Source organism: Mycobacterium interjectum (assembly GCF_900078675.2).
GTDB classification, from domain to species: Bacteria; Actinomycetota; Actinomycetes; order Mycobacteriales; family Mycobacteriaceae; genus Mycobacterium; species Mycobacterium interjectum.
This window is the reverse complement of record NZ_LT546236.1, coordinates 196,785-222,063: the sequence shown is the minus strand read 5'-3', so window position 1 is coordinate 222,063 and position 25,279 is coordinate 196,785. Positions and strand designations below refer to the sequence as shown.

Here is a 25,279-nt window from a genome sequence, read left to right as displayed (position 1 = left end):
TCGATCCTGTTCTGTCTTCTCGTCGGTGGTCGGTTCGGGCTTGTTGTCACTTGTACCGGTACACGATGCGGCCCCGGGACAGGTCGTAGGGAGACAACTCCACCACCACCCGGTCCTCGGGAAGGATGCGGATGTAGTGCTGCCGCATCTTGCCGCTGATGTGGGCGAGCACCTTGTGGCCGTTCTCCAGCTCAATGCGGAACATCGCATTGGGCAGGGGCTCGACCACGCGGCCCTCGACCTCGATGGCACCGTCCTTCTTGGCCATACTTGTCAGCAATCCTCGTCATTCGTTTCGTTCGCGTAAGCGCCCGGATCGGCGCGACGTATGCACCGACTTCGAACGTGAGCCGGTGACAGGAAATTCCTAGGGACTGGGCACGCAAAAAGTCGGCGCGAAACCGCACCGTTCCCTAACGATACCTGGTCATCGGCCCTGGCCAAAATCGCTGCGAGAGGAATCCGGCCGCCCTACTCGACCCGCCGCACGGCGCCTGACAAGCGCATACTTAACGCCGATGACAAATCCTGAAGACCCCGCGCAGCCGTCGGCTGCCGCCGGGCAACCGCGCAAACCCGTGCTGCTGACCGTCGACGACGATCCCTCGGTCTCGCGCGCGGTGGCCCGGGACCTGCGCCGCCAGTACGGCGACCGGCACCGCATCGTGCGCGCCGAGTCGGGCCCGGACGCCCTGGAGACGCTCAAGGAGCTCAAGCTGCGGGGCGAGACGGTCGCGGTGCTCATCGCCGACTACCGGATGCCGCAGATGAGCGGGATCGAGTTCCTTGAGCAGGCGATGGACCTCTTCCCGGCGGCCCGGCGCGTGCTGCTGACCGCCTACGCCGACACCCACGCGGCCATCGACGCCATCAACGTCGTCGATCTCGACCACTACCTGCTCAAGCCGTGGGACCCGCCGGAGGAGAAGTTCTACCCGGTCGTCGACGGGCTGCTGGACGCCTGGCGGGCCGCGCCGGAGCATCCCATCCCGCACACCAAGGTGATCGGGCACCGCTGGTCGGAGCGGTCCTGGCAGGTGCGCGATTTCCTGGCCCGCAACGGGCTGCACTACTCGTGGTTCATGGCCGACGACCCCGACGGCGAGCGGCTGCTGAAGGCCGCCGGCGCGGATTGCCTACGGCTGCCGGTCGTCGTCACCGAACGCGGCGACGCCCTCGTCGAACCCACCGACGCGCAGCTGGCCGACACGCTGGGCCTCACCACCACGCCGTCGCAGGAGTTCTATGACCTGATCGTCATCGGCGGCGGGCCCGCGGGTCTGGCGGCCGCCGTCTACGGCGCGTCGGAGGGGCTGCGGACGGTGCTGATCGAACGCACCGCGACGGGCGGTCAGGCCGGCCAGAGCTCACGGATCGAGAACTACCTCGGCTTTCCTGACGGGGTGTCGGGCGGCCAGCTGGCCGAGCGCGCGCGCAGGCAGGCCGAGAAGTTCGGCGCGGAGCTGATCACCGCCCGCGCCGCCACCGCGCTGGAGGTCAACGGTTCCAAGCGCACGGTGCGCTTCGCCGACGGCGGCTCGATCGATGCGCACTCCGTCATCCTGGCCACCGGCGTCGCGTACCGGCAGCTGTCGGCCCAGGGATGCACCGAGCTGACCGGCCGGGGCGTCTACTACGGGGCGGCCGTCTCCATCGCGACGGAGTGCGCCGGCGAGGAGGTGTACGTGATCGGCGGGGCCAACTCGGCCGGGCAGGCCGCAATGTACCTGTCCCGCGAGGCGAAATCCGTGACGATCGCGGTGCGCGCCGCGTCCCTGGAGGCGTCGATGTCGTACTACCTGATCGAGCAGATCAGGCAGCGGCCCAACATCACCGTGCGCACCTGCACCGAGGTTCAGCGCGCCGTCGGCGGCGACCACCTGGAAAGGCTGACCCTGGTCGACAACCGGACCGGCGACACCGAGGACGTCACCTGCGCCCGGATGTTCATTTTCATCGGCGCCGCCCCGCGCACCGAGTGGCTGGACGGGGTGGTCGCCCGCGACGACCGCGGCTTCATCCTCACCGGACCGGACCTGCGCAACGTGTGCGGCTGGACGTTGGACCGCCCGCCCCACCACCTGGAGACCAGCGTGCCGGGCGTGTTCGCCACCGGCGACGTGCGCGCCGAGTCCGCCAAACGCGTCGCGGCCGCCGTCGGCGAGGGGTCGATGGCCGTGATGCTGGTGCATCGCTACCTCGCCGAAGCATGACCGCCAAGACGCCCTGCAGCCCCGACGAACTGCGCAGCCTGTTCCTGTTCGAGGCGCTGACCGACGAACAGCTGGCGGTGCTGTGCGCCGACGGGCGAATCCAGAACTACGAACCCGGCCCGATCTGCGTCGAGGGCGAACCCGCGACGTGTTTCTTCGTCCTGATCGAGGGCGAGCTGGTGATGTCGAAGCTCTCCGGCGGGCAGGACATCGAAACCAACCGCACGTCGCAGCGCGGGGTGTACTGCGGCGCCTGGCAGGCGTTCACCGGCGAGCAGCAGCAGGCCTACAGCACCTCGGTGCGGGTGACCAAGCCGTCGCGGTTCTTCGTGCTGGACGCGCCCGCGTTCGCCCGCTTCATGCAGGACCAGTTCCCGATGGCGGTCCACCTGCTCGACGGGATCGCCGTGGGCACCGAGCGGACCCGGCGGATCATCGACAACCGGGAGAAGCTGCTGGCGCTGGGCCAGTTGTCGGCCGGGTTGACCCACCAACTGAACAACCCCGCCGCGGCCACCGTCCGGGCCGCCGCCGAGCTGCGCGAGCGGGTCGCCGGGATGCGCCAGAAACTGGCGATGCTCGCCGACGGGACCGTCACGCCCGAGGCGCTGCGCGCGCTGGTGCGGCTGCAGGAGGAGGTGGCCGCCCAGGTCGCCAAGTCGGCCGCGGCGAACCTGTCGGCGATCGAGACCGCCGACCTCGAGGACGCCGTCGGCGAATGGCTCGACGAGCACGGCGTCGAGGACGGTTGGGACATCGCGCCGACCTTCGTCGAGGGCGGCATCGACACCGATTGGCTGGAGAAGATCGCCGCGACGACCGACGAACTCGACGCGTCGACCTCGCTGGAAAAGGCGATCCGCTGGCTCACCTACACCGTCGAGGGCGAGCTGCTGCTGAACCAGCTCCTGGAGGCCAGCAAGCGAATCTCGGCACTGGTCGCCGACGCCAAGCAGTACTCGCAGATGGACCGGGCCCCGTTCCAGGTGGCCGACGTCCACGAACTGCTGCGCAGCACGCTGACGATGTTCGCCGACCGGCTGGGCAAGGACGCCACGAAGGACGCGCACGCGATCACCGTGGTCAAGGACTTCGACAAGTCGCTTCCCGAAATCCCTTGCTACCCGGGCGATCTCAACCAGGTGTGGACCAACATCATCGACAACGCGCTCGCCGCGATGCGCGACGGGGGCGGCACGCTGACCATCCGCACCTGCCGGGAAGGCGACAAGATGGTGCGGGTCGAGATCCGCGACAGCGGGCCGGGCGTCCCCGACGACGTGCGCGAACGGATATTCGAGCCGTTCTTCACCACCAAGCCGGTCGGCGAGGGGACGGGGCTGGGGCTGGACCTGGCCTGGAACATCGTCGTCAAGAAGCATCGCGGGGACCTGCGGGTCGAATCCGTTCCCGGCGACACGCGGTTCATCGTCCTGCTGCCGCTCGAGCTCCCGCCCGCCGTCGACGTGAGCTTTCCGGAATAGCCGCCCCACGCGGCCGGTTGGGAACAACCATGACCGATGCAGCGACCAAGCCCAACCTCGGCCGGTTCGGATCGTTCGGACGCGGCGTGACGCCCCAGCAAGCCAAAGAGATCGAATCCCTGGGTTACGGGGCCGTCTGGGTGGGCGGGTCCCCGCCGGCCGAGCTGGCCTGGGTGGAGCCCCTGCTCGAGGCCACGACGACGTTGCAGGTGGCCACCGGCATCGTGAACATCTGGACGGCGGCCGCCGGGCCGGTGGCCGAATCGTTCCACCGCATCGACAAGGCCTACCCGGGCCGATTCCTGCTCGGCATCGGCGTCGGCCACCCCGAGGCGCACACCGAATACCGCAAGCCCTACGACGCGCTCCTCGGATACCTGGACCAGCTCGACCAGTACGGCGTGCCGGCGAACCGGCGCGTGGTGGCGGCCCTGGGCCCGCGGGTGCTGAAGCTGTCGGCCGAACGCGCCGCCGGCGCCCACCCCTACCTGACCACCCCCGAGCACACCGCGCAGGCCCGCGAGCTGATCGGCCCGTCGGCGTTCCTGGCGCCCGAACACAAGGTGGTGCTGACCACCGACGCGGAACAGGCCCGGGCGGTGGGCCGCAAGGCGCTCGACATCTACTTCAACCTGGCCAACTACCGCAACAACTGGAAGCGGCTGGGCTACTCCGACGACGAAGTCGTCCGCCCGGGCAGCGATCGCCTGGTCGATTCGGTGGTGGCCTACGGCACGCCCGAGCAGATCGCCGCGCGGCTCAACGAGCACCTCGACGCGGGCGCCGACCACGTGCCCGTGCAGGTCCTCACCAAGGATGAAAACCTGGTGTCGGCGCTGGCCGAATTGGCGGGGCCGCTCGGGCTGAGCTGACCGACTTCGAGGGGGACACCGATGACCGAGGCAGTCGCACTGAAACCCGACCTGGGGCGGTTCGGGGTCTGGCTGCCCAGCCGCTCCATCACGCCCGGTCTGGCCGCCCAGATCGAGGCGCTCGGCTACGGCGCGGTCTGGATCGGCGGATCGCCGGACGCGGAACTGGCCTGGGTCGACCCGGCCCTGGCGCAGACGACCTCGTTGCAGCTGGCGACGGGGATCGTCAACATCTGGTCCGCGCCGGCGCCGGCGGTCGCCGAGTCCTACGCGCGCATCGAAGGCGCCCATCCGGGTCGGTTCCTGCTCGGCGTCGGGGCGGGCCACCGGGAACACACGGACGAGTACGTCAAGCCCTACGACGCCCTGGTCGGCTACCTCGACGCGCTCGACGCCGCGATGGTGCCCACCAGCCGGCGGGTGCTCGCGGCGCTCGGGCCGCGCGTGCTGGCGCTGGCCGCGGAACGCAGCGCCGGCGCGCATCCCTACCTGGTCACCCCCGAACACACCGCCAAGGCGCGCGAGCAGCTGGGCAACTCGGTGTTCCTGGCGCCCGAGCACAAGGTGGTGCTCGCCACGAGCCCTGGCGAGGCCCGGGCGATCGGCCGCCGGACCGTCGAGCACTACCTGGCGCTGAGCAATTACGTCAACAACTGGCTGCGGCTCGGGTTCACCCAGGATGACGTGCGCAAGCCGGGCAGCGACCGGCTGATTGACGCGGTGGTGGCCTATGGCACACCGGAGGCCATCGCGCGGCGCCTCGGTGAACATTGCGACGCCGGGGCCGACCACGTGGCCGTCCAGGTGCTGGGCGCCCCGAACGACGAGGCGCTGGTGTCGGCGTTGCGCGAGCTGGCGGGGCCATTAGGGCTAACTGCCCCAAACTGATCATCCGGCTCGGTTAGGGTGTGTGACCATGCGATTGCTGGTCACCGGTGGAGCCGGCTTCATCGGCGCGAATTTCGTGCACAGCACGGTGCGGGAGCATCCCGAGGATTCCGTGACGGTGCTCGATGCCTTTACCTATGCCGGGCGGCGCGAGTCGCTGGTCGACGTCGAGGACGCCATCACGGTGGTGAAGGGCGACATCACCGATGCCGCGCTGGTCGCCGCGCTGGTCGCCGAGTCCGACGCGGTCGTGCACTTCGCCGCCGAGACTCACGTCGACAACTCCCTGGAAGACCCGTGGACGACCCTGCAGACCAACGTGGTCGGCACCTACGCGATCCTGCAGGCGGTGCGGCGGCACGATGTCCGGCTGCACCACGTCTCCACCGACGAGGTCTACGGCGATCTGGAGCTCGACGAGCCCAGCCGGTTCACGGAATCCACTCCCTACAACCCGTCGAGCCCCTACTCAGCGACCAAGGCGGCCAGCGACCTGCTGGTCCGGGCCTGGGTGCGGTCCTACGGCGTGCGCGCGACGATCTCGAACTGCTCGAACAACTACGGGCCGTACCAGCACGTCGAAAAGTTCATCCCGCGCCAGATCACCAACGTGCTCACCGGGCGGCGCCCCAAGCTGTACGGCTCGGGCGCCAACGTTCGGGACTGGATCCACGTCGACGACCACAACAGCGCGGTCCGGCGAATCCTGGAAAAGGGTGAGAACGGCCGGACCTACCTCATCGCCGCCGAGGGCGAGCGCGACAACCTGACGGTCATGCGCGCGATCCTGCAGGCCCTGGGGCACGACCCCGACGACTTCGACCACGTCACCGACCGTGCCGGCCACGACCTGCGGTACGCGATCGACCCGACGTCGCTGTACAACGAATTGGGTTGGACGCCAAAGCATGCCAACTTCGAGGAGGGCCTGCACGCCACCATCGACTGGTATCGCGCCAACGAGTCGTGGTGGCGGCCCCTCAAGGACGCCACCGAGGGCCGCTACGAAGAACGGGGCCAGTGACGTGGGAGTCCGCGAGCTCAAAGTCAAAGGCGCCTGGGAGATCACCCCGACCATCCACGGCGATTCCCGGGGCATGTTTTTCGAATGGCTCACCGACCGCGCGTTCACCGCGTTCGCCGGTCATCGGCTGAACGTCCGGCAGGCCAACTGTTCGGTGTCCTCGGCCGGCGTGCTGCGTGGCGTGCACTTCGCACAGGTGCCGCCGAGCCAGGCGAAATACGTGACCTGCGTGTCCGGTTCGGTCTTTGACGTCGTCGTCGACACCCGCGTCGGCTCCCCGACCTTCGGCCAGTGGGACTCCGTCCTGCTCGACGACAAGGACCGCCGGACGATTTACATCTCCGAAGGCCTCGGGCACGGCTTCCTTGCGCTGCAAGATAATTCGACGATCATGTACCTGTGTTCGTCGGAATACAACCCGCAGCGCGAGCACACCATCTGCGCCACGGACCCGGAGTTGGCGATCGACTGGCCGCTGGTCGACGGCGCCACCCCCACGCTGTCCGACCGCGACGCCGCGGCGCCCAGCTTCGAGGAGGTGCGCGCGTCCGGCCTCCTGCCCACCTGGGAGGAGACGCAGCGCTTCGTCGCCGGGCTGCGCGATACGTGAGCGATCGATGAAGCGTGGGTTGCTGATCGCCGTCGCGGGTGCGGCCGTCGCCACGGGCCTGGTCGGCTGCGCCAAGGCCGACAACGCTTCGAGCGCAACATCTTCCAGCGCGACCCCATCCGGCGCCTCCGCCGCGGCCGGGCCGGTGCGGGTCACCATCGGCGGCCGGCCCCAAAACGTCAGCGGCCCGGTGGTGTGCGGCACGACCAACGGCAAGTTCTCCATCGCGGTCGGCGACATGGTCACCGGCATCATCGTCGCGCTCGAGCCCGACGCGTCGGCGGTGCATGGCGCGGGGCTCGGCACCGTCGACGGGGTGGTCATGAGCTTCACCGAGGGTGTGCCCGGCGAAGACGCCACCGCTACCAAGGCGGGCAGCACCTACAAGATCACCGGCACGGCCAGCGGCACCGACAACGCGGGCGCGCAGGCGCACAAGCCTTTCGAGGTCAACGTCACCTGCCCGTAGGCGAGTATCCTTCCCCAATGGCCTCGAGCTTCGCGGGCAAGGTCGCATTCGTCACCGGCGGCGCGTCCGGCATCGGCGCCGCGCTGGCCACCAACGTCGCCGGCGCGGGCGCCGAGGTGTGGATCGCCGATCGCCAACTCGAGGCGGCGCAGGAGCTGGCGCAACGCCTGAGCAACGGTGGCGCGAAAGCGCACGCGATCGAACTCGATGTGCGCAGCTACCCCGCGTTCGAAAGCGCCGTCGCCCGGGCGGTGCAGCAATCCGGGCGCATCGACTACCTGTTCAACAACGCCGGCATCGGCGTGGGCGGCGAGGTCGACTCGTACACGCTCGACGACTGGAACGACGTGCTGGACGTGAACCTGCACGGCGTGGTGCACGGCATCCAAGCGGTGTATCCGGTCATGATCCGGCAGGGTGCGGGCCACATCGTGAACACGGCCTCGATGGCCGGCCTGCTCGCCTCACCCGGCGCCGTGAGCTACACCGCCGCCAAACACGCCGTCGTCGCAATCTCGAGGGCGCTGCGGTTGGAGGCCGAGCGCCACGGCGTGTCGGTGTCGGTGCTGTGCCCCGGCGCGATCCGGACCCCGATCCTCACCGGCGGCAAGTACGGACGGATGACCAAGACCGGCGCGGGAGACGAGGCGCTGCTCAAGTTCTGGGAGCCGATGCGGCCGATGGCGCCCGAAAAGTTCGCCGACCGTGTCCTTCGTGCCGTGTCGCGCCGCGACGCGATCATCATCGTGCCGGCCTGGTGGAAGGCGGTGTGGTACCTCGAACGCCTCTCGCCGGCGGTCTCGGCGCGGTGCGCCAGACTCTCGCTCAAGCGCCTGCGGGCGATGGATTCCACCGCCTCCTGAGACGCAACCGAATCACGCTTGAAAACAAGCACTTTCGCCAACCGGTGACGCTACGATCACGTTTGTCGCTGTAGTCGGGCCGCGACCGCTTCACGTGAGCCATTGCTTGGGGGGGTCGGATGTCGTTTGTGCTTGCGGTTCCCGATGTAATGACCGATGCGGCAACGCGTTTGGCGAGCCTCGGTGCAGCGATCAACGCCGCCCAGTCTGCGGCGGCCGTACCCACAACGGGGGTGCTGGCGGCGGCCGGCGACGAGGTCTCGACGGCCGTCGCGGCGGTGTTTTCGCGGTGCGCCTCGGCGTATCAGGCGCTGGGTGCTCAGGCGGCGGCTTTTCACACCCAGTTGGTGCAGACCCTCAACGCGAGCGCGGGCACCTATCTCGCCGCCGACGCCGCCGACGCGTCGCCGCTGCAGACCCTTCAGGAAGACGTGTTGGGGCTGATCAACGCGCCCACCAACGCGCTTTTCGGGCGTCCGCTGATCGGCAACGGTGCCAACGNGGCCCGCCGCGCTTGGCGGCGCCGGCGGCCGGGGCGGCCTGTTGGGGGGTGTGGCCGGTGCCACCGGCACCCCCGGCCTGGCCACCGTCCCAATCACGTTGCAAAACAACGACATCATCGCGAACCTCTCGGTGGGCGGGGGACCGACGGTGTCCGTGGTGGTCGATACCGGGTCGCGGGGTCTCATTCTCCCGCCCCAAGACGTGAACACGGCGACCCTCGGGCTGCCCACCGGCAGCGGTAGCGTCGTATACGGCGAACCCGGCGATACCTTGACCGTGAACTACAACACCTACGCGACGACGGTGAATTTCGGGAACGGAATCGTCACCCAGCCGACCACCGTCGCCGTGGCCACTTCCGCGACCCAAACTATCGACTTCTTCTTTTCCAGTTCGATTCCAACTTCGCAAGTACCAGCCATTTTGGGCGTTGGGGTCAATCCCGCCGGACCACTCGGCAGCAGCCCCGTGACGGCATTGCCCGGTAGTTTCGGTCAGGGTGTGCTGATCGATGAACCCAAGGGCGTAATAGATTTCGGCACAAACCCGTTGCCCGCCATGGGCTCCGTTACCGGCGCCCCCTCCACCACCCTGGACATACGCATCAACAACGGGGCCCTCCAATCGACTTCCGGGGCGTTCATCGATTCGGGCGGACAGTACGGATCCGTCCCGGACAATCTCAACCCTCCCAATGCCGGCGGATACCTGCCGGCGGGAACGACCATTTCCGTCTACACACCCGATGGGACGACGTTGCTGTACACGACGACGGTCGGTTCGCAACAGACGTCCATCGTGTCGAGTCTCCTGGGCGGCAACTTCAACACCGGGATCGCTCCCTTCCTCCAAGATCCCATCTACCTCTCGTACAGCCCGAGCGGTTACGGGACGACCGTCTTCGACGCGTCAACCAATTCTGAATCCACTTGAAAACAGCCAATTTCGCTTACTCGGGGCGGCTGACACTTGATGGCATGTACTTGCATGGAGGGGTCGGATGCCGTTTGTGATTGCGGTGCCCGAAACGGTGACCGGCGCAGCAAGAGATTTGGCGAGCCTCGGCTCGACGAGCAACGCGATCCACGCGGCGGCGCCGGTAGCCGCTCAGCGCGCGGCGGCACTCGCTTTCGTCCGGAAACCCGCGGCGGTCGGGTGAGGCCGCCTGACGAAGGCGGCCGCCCACAGCGCCACGCACAGCACCTCGGCGACCACGGTGAGCGCCGCGTGGGGCGCCGGCTCCCAGCCGCGCTCGGAGAAGCCAAACAGCCCAACGGTTCTCGACAGGACGAAGGCCGCCAGGGAGCCGCCCGCCATCGCGGCGGCCGCCCACTGCAGCCACCAGGGCCCACCCGCGGCGATCAGCAGGGCCAGCGAGAACGAGACGCTGGCCTGGATCAGGAAGCTCGTGCCGATCATCGGAATATGCTGGTAGCCGTGGACATACAGGTACGCATGGCTGAAGGCGCTGACGGCCAGGGCGGCGGCCAGGCCCAGACGGAGCAAGAGTTTCATTGCAGGGTCGTCTCTTTCAGCGCCAGGGCGGTCTGCCCCCTGGTGTAGTTGACCTCGCGAATCCCCAGGACGTCGCGCAGCTTGCCGGCCGGCAGCGTCACCGGCTTGGGCGCCGGGCCGTCGCCGGGATGCGGCAGGGGGTAGGCGGTCGTCGTGCCGCTGTAGAACGTGACATTGCCTTCCGTCTTGGAAAACAGTTGGTGCACATGCCCGTTGAGGCAGGTGACCGACGAGAAGCGGCTCAGGTAGCTCAGTGCCTGAGCGGCGTCGTCGGTGCCCCAGCCCCAGTCGGGGTACATCGCGAACAGCGGGATGTGGCTGAACACGATGATCGGCGTATCGTTCGACAACCCCGCGACGTCCCTTTCGACAAAGGCCAGCTGATCGGTGCCCAGATGCCCCAGCTTCTTGAGGTTCAACGTGTTCACCAGCGCGATCACGTGGACCCCGGCGACATCGAAGCTGTACCACCCGTCGCCGCGGGTTCCGGCGCCGAACACGCTCCGGTACTTCTGTCCCGCGTCGTCGACCGAATCGTGTTCGCCGGGCACCGTGAAGATGTGCGGTGTCCGCAGCTTGGTCATCATCTGCTTCACCTGGTCGAACTGCTCGGGGCTCGACAGGTGCGTGAGGTCGCCGGTGTGGATGACGAAATCCGGTGTGTAGCCAAGGTTGTTCATCTCATCGATCGCGTGGCCGAACGTGCCTGTGACGTCCGGGTTCGGCGGGCCGGAGAAGCCGATATGGCTGTCGCTCACCTGGNCCCCGGCGACAGCCGGTCCCTCGGCGGGGCTTCCCATCAGCGCCCGATCGATGGAGACCGCCGCCGCCGCGGCGGCCGCGGCCGCCGATGTGCCCACGATGACCTGGCGGCGCGTCGCGTTCTGTTTGGTCGGCGCCGGCGGCGCGCCGTTCATCTGCTCGGCGAGCCGGGCGTGCAGGTCGTCGAGGAACTCCCGCCGCGGCCCGTCATCACCCTGCCCGGCCGCTCGCAGCTCGATTGCGGTCCGGATCTGCGCGGCCTCGAAGTCGTCGGGCGCAAACGGCTTGGGCCGGCGGCCCCGCAACAGGTCGTCGACGTACCGGCGCAACCCACGCGCGTTCATCGCTGACCTCCATCGTTGACCTGTGCCGCCAGCCGCAGGGCCCGGTGCTGGAGCACTTTGGCGTTGGCGACGCTGATTCCCAGTTCGGCGGCGGACTCCTTGATTGAATTGCCTTGCAAGAAACGCATTTCCAAAATCTGGCGATACCGGGCGGGCAGGCCGTCCAGAACCCGGGCGACACGCTGGGGCGCGGTGCTGATCGCCTCCTCGCTCTCGGNTCCGGGCATGCCGCTGGCGCCCGAACCGAAGCTCACCGACGGCTGGGCGGCGGGCGGCGAGGGCGAGCAGCCGGCCAGCAGCAGCGCGCCGGCGACCGGTACCGCGACCAGATGTTCCCGAAGCTTGGCGATGTCCATGCCAAGAGATAGGGCGGGGGGTTACACCTGCCGGCGCGGTGGCGCGAACACCTCGATCGCGCCGTTGACCTCGCGAACCATCAGCGCGGGCAACGGCTTTGGCGAGATCGGCAGCTGGTGGGAGAGCACCTTCCCACTGGGCGAGAACGACGTCGTGTGGCACGGGCAGCGCAGGGCGCCCTCCGGCGCGTCGAACCACAGCCGGCACCCCTGATGCGTGCAGACCCCGGATATCGCTTCGGGCTTGCCGTCGACGCGGCGGACGAACCCGGTGACCGACCCCAGATCGAACGGGTGCATGACGCCGTCGGGAACATCGGAGCTGGCCGCGACGCGCTGCCAGATTCCGTCGTTGGGCGTGAGTTCCCCGGCGACAGCCGGTCCCTCGGCGGGGCTTCCCATCAGCGCCCGATCGATGGAGACCGCCGCCGCCGCGGCGGCCGCGGCCGCCGATGTGCCCACGATGACCTGGCGGCGCGTCGCGTTCTGTTTGGTCGGCGCCGGCGGCGCGCCGTTCATCTGCTCGGCGAGCCGGGCGTGCAGGTCGTCGAGGAACTCCCGCCGCGGCCCGTCATCACCCTGCCCGGCCGCTCGCAGCTCGATTGCGGTCCGGATCTGCGCGGCCTCGAAGTCGTCGGGCGCAAACGGCTTGGGCCGGCGGCCCCGCAACAGGTCGTCGACGTACCGGCGCAACCCACGCGCGTTCATCGCTGACCTCCATCGTTGACCTGTGCCGCCAGCCGCAGGGCCCGGTGCTGGAGCACTTTGGCGTTGGCGACGCTGATTCCCAGTTCGGCGGCGGACTCCTTGATTGAATTGCCTTGCAAGAAACGCATTTCCAAAATCTGGCGATACCGGGCGGGCAGGCCGTCCAGAACCCGGGCGACACGCTGGGGCGCGGTGCTGATCGCCTCCTCGCTCTCGGGTGGTTGTTCTATGTCGTCGACCGAGGTTATCTCCCGGCCCATCGTCTCCCGCCAGTGCGCGGCCAGGACGGTCCTGGCCGTGGCCCGCAGGTAGGCGCGGACCTCGCCGACGCTCGCGGTCAGGCGCAGCGGCCGCAGCGCGGCCAGGAAGACCTCGGCGGTGAGGTCCTCCGCGTCGGCGCGGTTGCCCACCCGGGCGAACAGCGTGCGGTACACCCAGGACGCGTTGTCGGAGTACACGGCCTCCCAGTCGGGATAGCCGTCATCGGGGACCGCGCGCAGCGGACGCGGGCCCGGTTCGTTGTGAGCCGCCACGTGCCTCCTTCACCGATAAGTATCAGCTCGGGTTACACGGGAGTTCGTCGGCCATCAGCTGATCCAGCTTTGCCGCGGTGGCCGACACTGCCGAGCGGGCCATGGGCAGGATCCGATCCCGCACCCGGGGCTTCGCCGACGCCGGCGCCGGCAGGTGGCCTTTCAGATGACCGAACAGGTCCAGGCGCGCCGCGGCAAGCCAGGCGGCCAGGTGCGGGTCGTCGGGCCAACGCAGCTGATTGCCGTGATCGGCCCGCGCGACGCGCAACCAGTCGAGGTCGGTGTCGGGATGCGGCAACGGCGGGCATGGCGCGTTTTCGCGGCATCGCCGGGATAGGCGGCCTCGACGTGGGCGATCAGCGCCGCGCTGAAAATCTGCTGGCACCCCCCACCCCGTCGTCCTTGCCACCCCGGCCCACATTTACTAGGATATGCAAGTATCCGCTTAACCGCGTCAACGACACTCGAGGGCCCCATGACCACACAGATCCCGCACTTCATCGACGGGAAGCGCACCGCCGGCCAGTCGACCCGCACCGCCGACGTCTTCAACCCCAGCACCGGCGAGGTGCAGGCGAAAGTGCCGATGGCCGGCAAGGCCGACGTGGATGCGGCGGTGGCCTCGGCCGTCGAGGCCCAAAAGGATTGGGCCGCATGGAATCCGCAGCGCCGCGCGCGCGTGATGATGCGCTTCATCGAGCTGGTCAACAAGAACACCGACGAGCTGGCCGAGCTGCTGTCCATCGAGCACGGCAAGACGGTGCCCGACGCGCGCGGCGACATCCAGCGCGGTATCGAGGTGATCGAGTTCGCCATCGGGATCCCGCACCTGCTCAAGGGCGAGTACAGCGAGGGCGCCGGCCCCGGCATCGACGTTTATTCGCTGCGCCAGCCGCTGGGCGTGGTCGCCGGCATCACGCCGTTCAACTTCCCGGCGATGATCCCGCTGTGGAAGGCCGGCCCGGCGCTGGCGTGCGGAAACGCCTTCGTGCTCAAGCCCAGCGAGCGCGACCCCTCGGTCCCGGTCCGGTTGGCCGAGCTGTTCGTGGAGGCGGGCCTGCCGCCGGGCGTCTTCCAGGTCGTGCACGGCGACAAGGAGGCCGTCGACGCCCTGCTGCACCACCCCGACATCAAGGCCGTGGGTTTCGTCGGCAGCTCCGACATCGCGCACTACATCTACTCGACGGCCGCGGCCACCGGCAAGCGCTCGCAGTGCTTCGGCGGCGCCAAGAACCACATGATCGTGATGCCCGACGCCGACCTCGACCAGGCCGTCGACGCGCTGATCGGCGCCGGGTACGGCAGCGCCGGCGAGCGCTGCATGGCGATCAGCGTCGCGGTGCCCGTCGGCGAGCAGACCGCGGACCGGTTGCGCGCCAGGCTGATCGAGCGGATCAACAACCTGCGCGTCGGCCACAGCCTGGACCCCAAGGCCGACTACGGCCCGCTGGTCACCGAGGCCGCGCTGGCGCGGGTGCGCGACTACATCGGCCAGGGCGTCGAGGCCGGCGCCGAATTGGTCATCGACGGGCGCGAGCGCACCAGCGACGACCTGACCTTCGGCGACGCCAACCTGCAGGGCGGCTTCTTCATCGGCCCCACCCTGTTCGACCACGTCACCCCCGACATGTCGATCTACACCGACGAGATCTTCGGGCCGGTGCTGTGCATCGTGCGCGCCCACGACTACGAAGAGGCCCTGCGGCTGCCCTCGGAGCACGAGTACGGCAACGGCGTGGCGGTCTTCACCCGCGACGGCGACACCGCCCGCGACTTCGTGTCCCGGGTGCAGGTCGGCATGGTGGGTGTCAACGTGCCCATCCCGGTGCCGGTGGCCTACCACACCTTCGGCGGCTGGAAGCGTTCCGGCTTCGGCGACCTCAACCAGCACGGCCCCGCGTCGATCCAGTTCTACACCAAGGTCAAGACCGTCACGTCGCGGTGGCCGTCCGGCATCAAGGACGGCGCCGAATTCGTCATCCCCACGATGAATTAGCCACCATGTTCACCCTGAACGACGACGAGCGGGTCATCACCGAGACGGCGGCCGCGTTCGCCGCCAAACGAATCGCCCCGCACGCGCTGGATTGGGATGCGGCCAAGCACTTTCCGACCGACGTGCTGCGCGAGTCCGCCGAGCTCGGCATGGCGGCGATCTACTGCCGCGAGGACGTCGGCGGCAGCGGGCTGCGCCGGCTGGACGGGGTCCGCATCTTCGAGCAGCTGGCCATCGCCGACCCGGTCACCGCGGCGTTCCTGTCCATCCACAACATGTGCGCGTGGATGATCGACAGCTTCGGCACCGACGAGCAACGCAAGTTCTGGGTTCCGCGGCTGGCCTCGATGGATGTCATCGCCAGTTACTGCCTCACCGAGCCGGGCGCCGGGTCGGACGCCGCCGCGTTGAGCACCCGCGCCGTCCAGCAGGGTGGCGACTACGTGCTCGACGGCGTCAAGCAGTTCATCTCCGGCGCCGGAGCCTCGGACGTCTACGTGGTGATGGCCAGGACCGGCGGCGAGGGCCCGCGCGGCATCTCCGCGTTCGTCGTCGAAAAGGGCACCGACGGGCTGAGTTTCGGGGCGCTCGAGGAAAAGATGGGCTGGCACGCCCAGCCCACCGCGCAGGTCATCCTGGAGGGCGTGCGGGTGCCCGCCGACGCCATGCTGGGTGGTGCGGACGGCGAGGGCGCCGGCTTCGGCATCGCGATGAACGGCCTCAACGGCGGTCGGCTCAACATCGCCGCGTGCTCGCTCGGCGGCGCGCAGTCCGCCTTCGACAAAGCGGGCGCCTACGTGCGCGAGCGGCAGGCCTTCGGCTCTGCACTGCTCGACGAGCCGACCATCAGGTTCGCCCTGGCCGACATGGCCACCGGGCTCGAGACGTCGCGGATGATGTTGTGGCGCGCCGCGAATGCGCTGGACGCCGACGACCCCGACAAGGTCGAGCTGTGCGCGATGGCCAAGCGCTACGTCACCGACACCTGCTTCGAGGTCGCGGACAAGGCGCTGCAATTGCACGGCGGCTACGGCTATCTGCGCGAGTACGGTCTGGAAAAGATCGTCCGCGACCTGAGGGTGCATCGAATCCTGGAAGGCACCAACGAAATCATGCGGGTGGTCATCGGCCGGGCCGAGGCCGGCCGCGTGCGGGCGAGCGCGTAGGAGGCTCAGTTGACGGCAATCGCGTTCCTGGGGTTGGGCAACATGGGCGGGCCCATGTCGGCCAATCTGGTTGCCGCAGGCCACGACGTGCGTGGGTATGACCCGATACCCCAGGCCGCGGCCGCCGCGACCGCCGGCGGCGTCACGGTTTTCGACGGCGCCGCCGACGCGGTGGCCGAGGCCGACGTCGTCATCACCATGCTGCCCAACGGCGACATCGTCAAACGCTGCTACGCCGAGGTACTGCCCGCCGCCCGAGACGGCGCGCTGTTCATCGACAGCTCGACGATCTCGGTCAACGACGCCCGCGAGGTGCACGCGCTGGCCCGGCAGCGCGGGGTCGCGCAGCTGGACGCTCCGGTTTCCGGCGGTGTGAAGGGCGCGGTGGCCGGGACGCTCGCGTTCATGGTGGGCGGGGACGAGCCGGCGCTGCAGCGCGCCCGGCCGGTGCTGGAACCCATGGCGGGCAAGGTCATTCACTGCGGTGCGGCCGGTGCGGGCCAGGCGGCCAAGGTGTGCAACAACATGGTGCTCGCGGTGCAGCAGATCGTGGTCGGCGAGGCGTTCGTGCTCGCCGAGAAGCTGGGGCTGTCGGCGCAGTCCCTGTTCGACGTCATCACCGGGGCGACCGGGAATTGCTGGGCGGTGCACACCAACTGCCCGGTGCCCGGGCCGGTTCCGACGTCACCGGCCAACAACGACTTCCGGCCGGGCTTCGCGACCGCGCTGATGAACAAGGACCTCGGCCTGGCGATGGACGCGGTGACCTCCACCGGTTCGACGGCGCCGCTGGGCACCCACGCCGCGGAGATCTACGCCAAATTCGCCGCCGACCACGCGGACAAGGACTTCAGCGCTGTGATCGAGGCCCTGCGCGGCGGCACCGCCTGAAAAGCTTGCCTCACTGCACTTTTCGCCCGAGGAACGCCGCCAGCTGATCGGCGGGCGCCCGCTCGGGCGAGCACGACTGCTCGTGGCCGAAGGGCCGGCCGGGCCCGCGGAATTCGTTTCTGACAAATGCTCGCACGGCGGTGAGCTGCTCGGCCGCCAGCTCCGGGTCGAGATCGGTGGGCTGGTTGGTGGCAAACGCGAGATCCCACGCGTGGGTCAGCACGTCGGAGGTGCGCATCCCGACGAAGACCTGGCCCGGAACTGCCCCGAACGGCAGCTTGTACATCGCGGTCATCCCGTCCGGTCCGGCGAAGACGTTCTGGGCGGCCAGGGCCGAGGCCCGGTGGGCCGCAACGGCGTCCTCGGGCCGGGCCGGCGGCTCGGTGGGGTTGGCCGCCCATAGCCCGACGCGCTCGTTGCCGCCGATGACGTGGTCGATCAGGTCCCCGATCGTCCACTCCGAGCAAGGCGTCGGGGCGCCGAACTGCCCGGGGCTGACGCGGGCAAGGACGCCGGCGAACGCGTCCTGCGCGCGCTGGTGTGCAACTAATGGGTCCACTGTGCTGCCTTTCACTCGATTCAGTCCGAGAAGTCACCGGCGTTGCGCCGCAAGGTTTCAATGGACGACACCAGCGCCTCCGATTCGGCGGCCTCGATTCCGATGTCGGCGAACACCCGCTCGTTGAGCGTTACGGTAGCGTCCTCGACGGTGGAACGGCCGAGATCGGTGATTTGCACCAGCGTCGTGCGCCCATCGGTGGGGTGCGGCACCCGCTGAACCAGCCCGTCGGCCTCCAGCCGGCGGATGGCGTGGGTCACGCTGGTGACGTGCACCTGCAGCCGATCGGACGCCTTGGTGATCGGCAGCGCCCCGGTCCGGCTGAACGCCAGCAGCCGCAGCAACTCGAAGCGGGAGAAACTCAAGTCGTAGGGCCGCAGCGCGTTCTCCACCCGGGCCAACAGGATCTGGTGCGCGCGCATCACCGAGGTGACCGCGACCATGCCCTGCGACACGTCGCCCCACCCGGCGCGCTCCCAGTTGGCCCGCGCCGCGGCGATCGGATCCCGCTTGGAGCTTGATGCGGCCACGCCCCTTCTTACCGCATCCGCGGCCCAACCGTGGCCTTTCCTATCGCCGAGACCACCGCCCGCGTCGACGCGCGGTTGCCCACCGTGATCCGCGCCCCGCCGTCCGCGTAGTGACGGACATGCAGGCCGCTGCCCGCGAAAACCTCATGCCACGGCCCACCCCTCGAAGGCAGGTACATGAAGTTCGCGTGGGCGCCGGTGGTGTAGACGCCCAACGCGCTCAGCCGCATCGCCAGATAGCGACGTTCCGCGTTGATCGCCCGAATCCGTTGCAGCAGTTGGCCGCGCAGCCGTTCGGGCAGGAACTCGGGGTAGCGGTTGACCGCGTAGATGGAGCGGATCAGCGCCGACCGCACCGCCGGCAGCGGCGGGAACGGATTCTCGTTGAGCGACAAGGCAAGCGGATCGATCGCGGTGGGGAACGCGTCGTCGAGCTCGGCAGCGAACGGTCCGCGCGCACGTTGCATCATCCTCGCCCGCCCCAGCGCGCCGCCGCCATCAAGACCACGTCGCCCGCCTTCGCCGGTCCGTCGGAGATCGCACGGTCGAGGTTGATCGGGATCCCGGCGCCGCCGACTCCGAAGATGTGGTCGACCACCCGCTGCATCCTGGGCATGCCTGTAACACGACGCGCGGCTAACTTCAGTTCACGGCGCGCCGAGTTTTACAGCGAGCGCTGCAGCAGAACCTGACCGCTGTCGGCCGAAACCACTTGCACGGCGGCAATCTGGTCGACCGGCGTGGAGATGCTGCCCGCGGGCGTCGCGGTGTGGCCGGGCTCGGCCACCCACGTCGCGAGCCGGGTTTGGCTGCCGTCGCGACCGACCACCACCATCGCCAGCGTGTCGTGGTGGGCGTTCAGGGGGGCCAGGCAGACGCACTTCAGGTTGATCGACGTCCCCCAGTGCTGGCTGGCCAACTGCACCGTCGACGCCAGCAGGGTGGTGCCGACCTGCGCCATCGGTTGCGAGGAAGCGGCCACCTGCTGCGCCGGCGACGACGTATACCCGTGCACACCGACCAGCACGCCGACCCCCAGCACCGCGGCCGCCGCGGACGAGGCGACCCAGGTCGCCACCCGGGTGCGGCGCCGGCGCCAGCGCACCGTCGCCAACAGCGACGGCAGCAGCTCCGGAGACATGTCGGGCGTCGCCGCGGCGCGGCCCGGCTCGTCGATCGCGCCCACTTCCGCGCGGTCGAGCTGCGACAGCAGGGCCGGCACACCACTCAGATCGGCGACGGCCTCCCGGCATGCCGGGCAGTCGGCCAGGTGCGACTCGAACTCGCGGCGGTCAGAGGCGGACAAGGACCCCAACACGTATGCGGCATCCCACATCGCGTAACGGTCGTTGTCCCCAGTCAACCCGAACACCTCGTTGTCAAAGTGGTTGTCACCGGGCGGGCCGATGCCCCGTAGCGGCGTCCTCATCTCGTCCATCTCCTGTCACCCATCAAGTTTTCGGAGCCGATGACCATGCGGATGGTCATCGCGTGACTCCAAGTTCCTGCAGAGTGAGCCGCAATGCCCGCACGGCATAGTGTAGTCGCGACTTCACTGTTCCTTCGGCGATCTCGAGGTCCGCAGCAATCTGTGCGGTGGTCCACCCGCGGTAGTAGGACCGTTCGATCACGGCCCGGTGCTCGACGGACAATTGCGTCATGGCCTCGGCTATCAGCAGCCGGTCCAGCGCCGCGTTGACCTCGTCGGGCGTCGACTGCTCGGGCGCCCCCTCTTCGTCCAGCGAACCGACGACGTTGCGGTACCTCGCGCTGCGCCGATCGTCGATGATCAGGTTGCGGGCGACGGTGAACAGCCACGCCCGCGCCGAGCGCTGCGTGTCGCCGATGACCTCCGGATGCTGCCACGCCCGCAACAGCGTCTCCTGGACGACGTCCTCGGCCTGGCTCGCGTCACCCGTCAACCGGAGCGCGTAGCGCCACAAAACCGCGGCGTGCTCGTCGTAGAGCGCCTTCATCAGGGCGGCTTCGGCAGCCCCGGAAGCCCTCCACGTGCCTGCCACACGGGCCACTCGATCACCTCCGNGTGCCGACCCCGAAGGTGATGGCGGCGTCGCCGTGCCAGCCGTCCAGCACCGCGCCGCAATCGATGGACACCAAATCGCCGGGCGCCAGTATTTCCGCGGCGGACGGGATGCCATGCACCACCCGGTCGTTGACCGACGCGCAGATCGACGCCGGGTAGCCGTGGTAGCCCAGGAACGACGGGACCGCCCCGGCCTCGCGGATCACCGACTCGGCGATCTCGTCGAGGCTCAGGGTCGATGCGCCGGTGACCGCGGCCGCGTGGACCGCCTGCAGGGCGGAGGCCACCACCGCGCCGGCCGCCGCCATCGCGTCGAGTTCGCCGGGGCTGCGCTGCGGCACAACCCTGCGACTCCGCAGCCGTGCCAGCGCGCTCATGATTACTTGCCCAGCGCTTGCAGCGCGCGGGCGAAGACCTCGTCCATGGAGCCGACCGCGTCGACCGTCTTCAATTCGTCGCTGTAGTACTCGAGCAGCGGCGCCGTCTCGTCGCGGTAGACCTTCATCCGGTTGATGATGACGTCCTCGGTGTCGTCGGCGCGGCCGCGCGCCTTGAGCCGCTGCAGCAATTCGTCCTGCGAGACGCGGAACTCGACCACCGCGTCGATGTCGGTGCCGCGGCGCTCGAGCATCTCGTGCAGCGCCTTGGCCTGCTCGAGCGAGCGCGGGTAGCCGTCCAGGATGAAACCGTTGGCGCAGTCCGGGTCGTCCAGCCGGTCGTCGACGAGCTGATTGGTCAAATCGGAGGGCACCAGGTCACCGGCGTCCAGGTAACGCTTGGCCTCCAGGCCGAGTTTGGTCCCGTTCTCGATGTTGTCGCGGAACAGCTCCCCGGTGGAGATTTGCGGGATCCCCAGCTTCTCGGCGAGCTTTTGGGCCTGCGTACCCTTGCCCGCCCCGGGCGGTCCCAGCAAAACCACTCTCACTTGAGGAACCCTTCGTAGTTGCGCTGCATGAGCTGGCTCTCGATTTGTTTGACCGTATCCAAACCGACGCCAATCATGATCAAAACCGCAGTACCGCCGAAGGGCAAATTCTGGACCGCTCCGCCATTGCCGATCTGTAGGAACAGGTTCGGCAGGACCGAGATCGCGCCCAGGTAGATCGAGCCCGGCAGGGTGATTCTGCTCAGCACATAACGCAGGTAATCCGCGGTGGGCTTGCCCGGCCTAATGCCGGGGATGAACCCGCCGAATTTCTTCATCTCGTCGGCCCGCTCGTCGGGGTTGAACGTGATCGACACGTAGAAGTACGTGAAGAAGATGATCAGGCCGAAGTAGATGCTGATGTAGACCGGGTCGCTCGGATCGGACAGGTAGCTGCCGACGAACTTGTCCCACCAGCTGTTGCCCACGCCGCCGCTGCCGCTCCGGATCAGCTGGGTGATCAGGTGCGGGATGTAGATCAGCGACGACGCGAAGATGACCGGGATGACGCCGGCCTGGTTGACTTTCAGCGGCAGATAGGTCGAGGTTCCGCCGTACATGCGCCGGCCCACCATGCGCTTGGCGTATTGCACCGGGATCCGGCGCTGGCCCTGCTCGACGAACACCACGCCGACGATGATGATCAGCGCGGCGACGCAGACCGCGGCGAAGATGACGCCGCCGCGGCTGTCCAGGATGGTCTTGCCCTCCGCGGGGATGCGCGCCGCGATCCCGACGAAGATCAGCAGGGACATGCCGTTGCCGATGCCTCGCTCGGTGATCAGCTCACCCATCCACATCACCAGCGCGGCACCGCCCGTCATCACCAGCACGATGACGACCAGGGTGAAGATGCTCTGGTCGGCGATGATGTCCAGCGAGCAGCCCTGCAGCAGCCCGCCGTTGGCGGCCAGCGCCACGATGCTGGTGGCCTGCAGGATGGCCAGCGCGATGGCCAGATATCGCGTGTACTGGGTCATCTTGGCCTGGCCGGACTGGCCCTCCTTGCGCAGCTCCTCGAAGCGCGGGATGACCACGGTCAGCAGCTGCACGATGATGCTGGCGGTGATGTAGGGCATCACCCCCACGGCAAACACCGTGAGCTTGAGCAGGGCGCCGCCGGAGAACAGGTTGATCAGCGAATAGATCTGTCCCGCCTCGCCGCCGCTGGCCTCCTTGATGCATTGCTGCACGTTCGGGTAGTTGACCCCCGGCGACGGCAAAGCGGCACCGACCCGATAGAGGACGACGATGCTAAGCGTGAAGAGGATCTTCCGTCTCAGATCGACTGTCCGCAGCGATGAGATGAAAGCCGAAAGCACTCTTCCTCCTGCGTCCTGCGTCACGCGCCTAACACCCGCAGGCCAGGACGTACGGCGTCGCGCGTCAAACCGTGTACGAGACTAACAGCTGGGCGGGACTGGTCCTGTCGACACCCTTTGCCGACAGCCGCGAGGGGTAGAGTTTCGGTGGCTCATTGCATTGGCTAAGTAAGTGGGAGCATCAATGACGCGAAGCGATCAAGACACCTGGGATCTGGCCTCCAGCGTCGGCGCCACGGCCACCATGGTCGCCGCGGCCCGCGCGCTGGCCAGCGCCGAACCGGACGCGATCATCAACGACCCGTTCGCGGCGCCACTCGTGCGGGCGGTCGGCCTCGACTTCTTCATCCGCCTGGTCGACGGCGACTTACCAAAATCGAAAGCCCCGGCGGGGGCGTCGGACGGCGAGCGCGACCTGCGGCTCGAGGAGGATTCGATCGCCGTGCGCACCCGCTTCTTCGACGACTTCTTCCTCAACGCCGCCCGCGACGGCGTCACCCAGTCGGTGATCCTGGCCGCCGGCCTGGACGCGCGCGCCTACCGGCTGGCCTGGCCGCCCGGCACCGTGGTCTACGAGGTGGACCAGCCCAAGGTCGTCGAGTTCAAGAGCGCCGCCATGGCCAACCTGGGGGCCGAGCCGACCGCCGACCGGCGCACCGTTGCCATCGACCTGCGGGACGACTGGCCGGAGGCGTTGCGCCGCAGCGGATTCGACCCGTCGCAACCGACGTCCTGGAGCGCCGAAGGGCTGCTGATGTACCTGCCGCCCGAAGCGCAGGACCGGCTGTTCGACAACATCACCGACCTCAGCGCGCCCGGCAGCAAGCTGGCCACCGAGTACCACGGCGATTCAGGCCGCACCATGACCCAACGCGCGCAACAATTCAACGAGCGGTGGGCGAATCTGGGGTGCGACATCGATTTGTCGGGGCTGTTCTTCGACGGCGAACGCAGCAATGTCGTGGAGTACCTGGGCGCGCGGGGCTGGGAAGTGACCACCCGGCCGCGGCGGGAGTTCTTCGCCGATTACGGGCGCGTGTTCCCGGACGACGAGGAATCCCAGCTCCGCAACATCATCGCCGTCACGGCCACCCTGCGCTAGGGGCACCCAGGTGGCGAACGACACTCGGCGATTTGAGGGCGACAGCTGGGATCTGGCGTCCAGCGTGGGCGCGACGGCCACCGCGGTGGCCGCGCGCCGGGCGATGGCCTCCAGGGGCCCGAACCCGCTGATCGACGACCCCTTCGCGGAGCCGCTGGTGAACGCCGTCGGCGTCGACGCCTTCATCCGGATGATGAACGGCGAAATCGACCTGGCGGAGGACGATCCGGCCTTCACGCCCCGCCGCCTCAGCGAAGGCATGGCGGTGCGCACCCGGTTCTTCGACTCGTTCTTCCTCGACGCCGCGGGGGCCGGGATACGCCAGGCCGTCATCCTCGCCTCGGGGCTGGACACCCGCGCCTACCGGCTGCCGTGGCCGGCGGAAACGGCCGTCTACGAGATCGACCAGCCCAAGGTGATCGAATTCAAGACCCGCACCCTGGCCGGGCTCGGTGCGACCCCGACCGCCGACCGCAAGGCGGTGGGCGTCGACCTGCGCGACGACTGGCCGACGGCATTGCGCGACAACGGATTTGACATCGCTTCGCGCACGGCCTGGATCGCCGAGGGGCTACTGGGGTACCTGCCCCCGGACGCCCAGGACCGCCTGTTCGACCACATCACCGCGCTCAGTGCCCCCGGCAGCAGGCTGGGCACCGGCTACGTGCCCAACATCCGCGACCGCATCGAAAAGCGGGGTCGCGAGATGAGCGAGCGGTGGCGGCGGCTGGGCCTGAACCTCAACTGGGCCGACCTGGTCTACCCGGGTGAGCGCAACGACGTGGTGGCCTACCTGGCCGGCCTCGGCTGGCAGTCGACGGTGCACGGCACGCCGGAGCTCTACGCGCAGAACGGTTTTGAGTTCCCCGACCAGCCGTCCATGGCCGCCTTCGGCGACATCAAGTACGTATCGGCGGCGCTGACCAGCCGGACTTAGGCGGGCTTGGCCGGCGGCGTCCGCACCACCAACGGCACGGCGGGGAAGCACCACGCCATCTCGGTGCGCGACTTGCGCAGCGCGGCCGTCCCGTAGCCCTTCTTGCGGTGCTCGGGGTGAATCCAGATCCGCACGTTCACCTCGCCGNGTACAAGAGACAGCCCCAGCGCCGCGCGGATCTCGTCGTCGAGGCTGCCGGGCGCGACGCCCGACCCGTCGCCGGCGGCGCCCATGTCCTCGGTCCGGGCGCCGAAGATGTCCCGGTCCTCCTCGGCGGCGAAGGGCCGCAGCTCGAGGGTCTCCCCCGAACTGGCCGGGCGCTCGCCGAGTGTAAAGCTGAGCTGCTTGTTCAGGTCCTCGAGCTCGGCCAGGATCTTGCGGCGCGAGTCGATGGTGAGCTGAGCGAAGGACATGCTCATCACCGCTTCGGCGGCCAGGTGCGACGTGTCGAGCAGCCGGACGATCGCTTCGACCGCGGCCGCGTTGTTCTCGGACTCGACCACGACATCGGCGATCTCGTGCCGGCGTTCGAGGGCTTTCAACAGGGCGTCGGCGATCTCGCGGCGGGCGGCTTTGCGGTCCTGGTCAGTCATTGCACCAGCCTAGACGCCCCCGGGGGTAGTGCGTCGGATCGTCGGTTTCCCAGCTGCAGGAAGCGTTGG

General features: G+C 68.6%; 27 protein-coding genes and 5 pseudogenes. 15 read left to right on the top strand and 17 right to left on the bottom strand.

Translation table 11 applies throughout. The annotated features are described in order from the left end of the window. Nucleotides 1-46: 46 nt before the first annotated feature. Nucleotides 47-268: a translation initiation factor IF-1 gene (infA, locus tag BN4348_RS30835; protein ID WP_003418601.1), complete on the bottom strand. Its 222-nt coding sequence runs from the start codon at nt 266-268 to the stop codon at nt 47-49. 250 nt (nt 269-518) lie between these two features. On the opposite strand from infA, the gene BN4348_RS30830 reads away from it, so the two are divergent. The 10 genes and pseudogenes from BN4348_RS30830 to BN4348_RS59250 all read left to right on the top strand — a co-directional run bounded on the left by BN4348_RS30830 (nt 519) and on the right by BN4348_RS59250 (nt 9,860). After that, nucleotides 519-2,213: an FAD-dependent oxidoreductase gene (locus BN4348_RS30830; RefSeq protein WP_066907550.1), complete on the top strand. Its 1,695-nt coding sequence runs from the start codon at nt 519-521 to the stop codon at nt 2,211-2,213. Beyond that, the gene (locus BN4348_RS30825; protein WP_066907547.1) at nt 2,210-3,697 is read left to right on the top strand and encodes an ATP-binding protein; all 1,488 of its coding nucleotides are present in this window, start codon (nt 2,210-2,212) and stop codon (nt 3,695-3,697) included. The genes BN4348_RS30830 and BN4348_RS30825 overlap by 4 nt, the downstream gene beginning before the upstream one ends. Before the next feature lie 29 nt (nt 3,698-3,726). Continuing rightward, entirely contained in the window at nt 3,727-4,569 is an 843-nt protein-coding gene (locus tag BN4348_RS30820; protein WP_066907544.1) for an LLM class F420-dependent oxidoreductase, read from the top strand. A gap of 21 nt (nt 4,570-4,590) precedes the next feature. Further along, a complete protein-coding gene (locus BN4348_RS30815) occupies nt 4,591-5,457 on the top strand; it encodes an LLM class F420-dependent oxidoreductase (protein WP_066907541.1) in 867 nt (288 codons plus the stop codon). Nucleotides 5,458-5,485: 28 nt separating this feature from the next. After that, nucleotides 5,486-6,481: a dTDP-glucose 4,6-dehydratase gene (rfbB, locus tag BN4348_RS30810; RefSeq protein ID WP_066907538.1), complete on the top strand. Its 996-nt coding sequence runs from the start codon at nt 5,486-5,488 to the stop codon at nt 6,479-6,481. Nucleotide 6,482: 1 nt separating this feature from the next. Continuing rightward, complete coding sequence (gene rfbC, locus BN4348_RS30805; protein ID WP_066907534.1) at nt 6,483-7,091, top strand: dTDP-4-dehydrorhamnose 3,5-epimerase; 609 nt, start codon at nt 6,483-6,485, stop codon at nt 7,089-7,091. A gap of 7 nt (nt 7,092-7,098) precedes the next feature. After that, entirely contained in the window at nt 7,099-7,560 is a 462-nt protein-coding gene (locus BN4348_RS30800; RefSeq protein ID WP_066907530.1) for a lipoprotein LpqH, read from the top strand. 17 nt (nt 7,561-7,577) lie between these two features. After that, the gene (locus BN4348_RS30795; protein ID WP_066907527.1) at nt 7,578-8,423 is read left to right on the top strand and encodes an SDR family oxidoreductase; all 846 of its coding nucleotides are present in this window, start codon (nt 7,578-7,580) and stop codon (nt 8,421-8,423) included. Between the two features lie 119 nt (nt 8,424-8,542). Continuing rightward, nucleotides 8,543-8,929: pseudogene (locus tag BN4348_RS63045) on the top strand (PE family protein); the annotation flags it as partial. A 46-nt stretch (nt 8,930-8,975) separates the two neighbouring features. Next, complete coding sequence (locus BN4348_RS59250) at nt 8,976-9,860, top strand: PecA family PE domain-processing aspartic protease (RefSeq protein ID WP_235852611.1); 885 nt, start codon at nt 8,976-8,978, stop codon at nt 9,858-9,860. 174 nt (nt 9,861-10,034) lie between these two features. Here BN4348_RS59250 and BN4348_RS30780 read toward each other — a convergent pair whose 3' ends face one another. The 6 genes and pseudogenes from BN4348_RS30780 to BN4348_RS30755 form a co-directional block, all read right to left on the bottom strand. Beyond that, entirely contained in the window at nt 10,035-10,442 is a 408-nt protein-coding gene (locus BN4348_RS30780; protein ID WP_066907521.1) for a hypothetical protein, read from the bottom strand. Beyond that, entirely contained in the window at nt 10,439-11,359 is a 921-nt protein-coding gene (locus BN4348_RS30775) for a metallophosphoesterase family protein (RefSeq protein WP_066907625.1), read from the bottom strand. The genes BN4348_RS30780 and BN4348_RS30775 overlap by 4 nt, the downstream gene beginning before the upstream one ends. Nucleotides 11,360-11,544: 185 nt before the next feature. After that, a pseudogene (locus tag BN4348_RS30770) lies at nt 11,545-11,763 on the bottom strand (sigma factor-like helix-turn-helix DNA-binding protein); the annotation flags it as partial. Between the two features lie 162 nt (nt 11,764-11,925). Beyond that, the gene (locus tag BN4348_RS30765) at nt 11,926-12,612 is read right to left on the bottom strand and encodes a Rieske (2Fe-2S) protein (RefSeq protein WP_066907518.1); all 687 of its coding nucleotides are present in this window, start codon (nt 12,610-12,612) and stop codon (nt 11,926-11,928) included. Then, nucleotides 12,609-13,145, bottom strand: a complete 537-nt coding sequence (locus BN4348_RS30760; protein WP_066907515.1) for an RNA polymerase sigma factor — start codon at nt 13,143-13,145, stop codon at nt 12,609-12,611. Before BN4348_RS30760 ends, BN4348_RS30765 begins: the two co-directional genes overlap by 4 nt. Before the next feature lie 22 nt (nt 13,146-13,167). Continuing rightward, a pseudogene (locus tag BN4348_RS30755) lies at nt 13,168-13,532 on the bottom strand (NAD(P)/FAD-dependent oxidoreductase); the annotation flags it as partial. A gap of 88 nt (nt 13,533-13,620) precedes the next feature. Between BN4348_RS30755 and BN4348_RS30750 the strand changes: the two are divergent. Genes BN4348_RS30750 through mmsB form a run of 3 tightly spaced genes read left to right on the top strand, consistent with a single transcriptional unit; the run spans nt 13,621 to nt 17,198 of the window. Then, on the top strand, nt 13,621-15,141 hold the full coding sequence (locus tag BN4348_RS30750; protein WP_066907509.1) for a CoA-acylating methylmalonate-semialdehyde dehydrogenase: 1,521 nt from the start codon (nt 13,621-13,623) through the stop codon (nt 15,139-15,141). A gap of 5 nt (nt 15,142-15,146) precedes the next feature. Then, nucleotides 15,147-16,307, top strand: coding sequence for an isobutyryl-CoA dehydrogenase (locus BN4348_RS30745; protein ID WP_066907506.1), 1,161 nt, complete (start codon nt 15,147-15,149; stop codon nt 16,305-16,307). A gap of 9 nt (nt 16,308-16,316) precedes the next feature. Continuing rightward, entirely contained in the window at nt 16,317-17,198 is an 882-nt protein-coding gene (gene mmsB / locus BN4348_RS30740) for a 3-hydroxyisobutyrate dehydrogenase (protein WP_084453868.1), read from the top strand. Between the two features lie 10 nt (nt 17,199-17,208). On the opposite strand, the gene BN4348_RS30735 is transcribed toward mmsB, so the two are convergent. From BN4348_RS30735 to secY, 9 genes and pseudogenes are all read right to left on the bottom strand, one after another. Further along, nucleotides 17,209-17,757 (bottom strand): TIGR03086 family metal-binding protein, encoded by a 549-nt coding sequence (locus BN4348_RS30735; protein ID WP_066907501.1) that lies wholly within the window; start codon nt 17,755-17,757, stop codon nt 17,209-17,211. 20 nt (nt 17,758-17,777) lie between these two features. Next, complete coding sequence (locus tag BN4348_RS30730) at nt 17,778-18,287, bottom strand: MarR family transcriptional regulator (protein WP_066907498.1); 510 nt, start codon at nt 18,285-18,287, stop codon at nt 17,778-17,780. An 8-nt stretch (nt 18,288-18,295) separates the two neighbouring features. Then, complete coding sequence (locus BN4348_RS30725) at nt 18,296-18,754, bottom strand: hypothetical protein (RefSeq protein WP_084453875.1); 459 nt, start codon at nt 18,752-18,754, stop codon at nt 18,296-18,298. Further along, a pseudogene (locus BN4348_RS59245) lies at nt 18,754-18,858 on the bottom strand (3-oxoacyl-ACP synthase); the annotation flags it as partial. The pseudogene BN4348_RS59245 and the gene BN4348_RS30725, both read right to left, overlap by 1 nt. A gap of 93 nt (nt 18,859-18,951) precedes the next feature. Next, nucleotides 18,952-19,725 (bottom strand): anti-sigma factor family protein, encoded by a 774-nt coding sequence (locus BN4348_RS30720; RefSeq protein ID WP_066907492.1) that lies wholly within the window; start codon nt 19,723-19,725, stop codon nt 18,952-18,954. Nucleotides 19,726-19,771: 46 nt separating this feature from the next. Further along, nucleotides 19,772-20,317, bottom strand: a complete 546-nt coding sequence (locus BN4348_RS30715) for a sigma-70 family RNA polymerase sigma factor (RefSeq protein WP_084453867.1) — start codon at nt 20,315-20,317, stop codon at nt 19,772-19,774. A gap of 16 nt (nt 20,318-20,333) precedes the next feature. Continuing rightward, a pseudogene (locus tag BN4348_RS30710) lies at nt 20,334-20,708 on the bottom strand (M24 family metallopeptidase); the annotation flags it as partial. Nucleotides 20,709-20,710: 2 nt separating this feature from the next. Continuing rightward, the gene (locus BN4348_RS30705) at nt 20,711-21,256 is read right to left on the bottom strand and encodes an adenylate kinase (protein ID WP_066907486.1); all 546 of its coding nucleotides are present in this window, start codon (nt 21,254-21,256) and stop codon (nt 20,711-20,713) included. Beyond that, entirely contained in the window at nt 21,253-22,578 is a 1,326-nt protein-coding gene (gene secY, locus BN4348_RS30700; RefSeq protein WP_066907483.1) for a preprotein translocase subunit SecY, read from the bottom strand. Before secY ends, BN4348_RS30705 begins: the two co-directional genes overlap by 4 nt. A 184-nt stretch (nt 22,579-22,762) precedes the next feature. Here secY and BN4348_RS30695 point away from each other — a divergent pair, with 184 nt between their 5' ends. Then, nucleotides 22,763-23,680, top strand: coding sequence for a class I SAM-dependent methyltransferase (locus tag BN4348_RS30695; RefSeq protein WP_066907480.1), 918 nt, complete (start codon nt 22,763-22,765; stop codon nt 23,678-23,680). 10 nt (nt 23,681-23,690) lie between these two features. Next, nucleotides 23,691-24,617 carry a class I SAM-dependent methyltransferase gene (locus tag BN4348_RS30690; RefSeq protein WP_160040252.1) on the top strand — a complete coding sequence of 309 codons (927 nt, stop codon included), beginning with the start codon at nt 23,691-23,693 and terminating at the stop codon, nt 24,615-24,617. Here the strand turns inward: BN4348_RS30690 and BN4348_RS30685 are convergent. Then, a complete protein-coding gene (locus tag BN4348_RS30685) occupies nt 24,614-25,210 on the bottom strand; it encodes a GNAT family protein (protein WP_066907477.1) in 597 nt (198 codons plus the stop codon). The genes BN4348_RS30690 and BN4348_RS30685 overlap by 4 nt on opposite strands. Nucleotides 25,211-25,279: the final 69 nt, after the last annotated feature.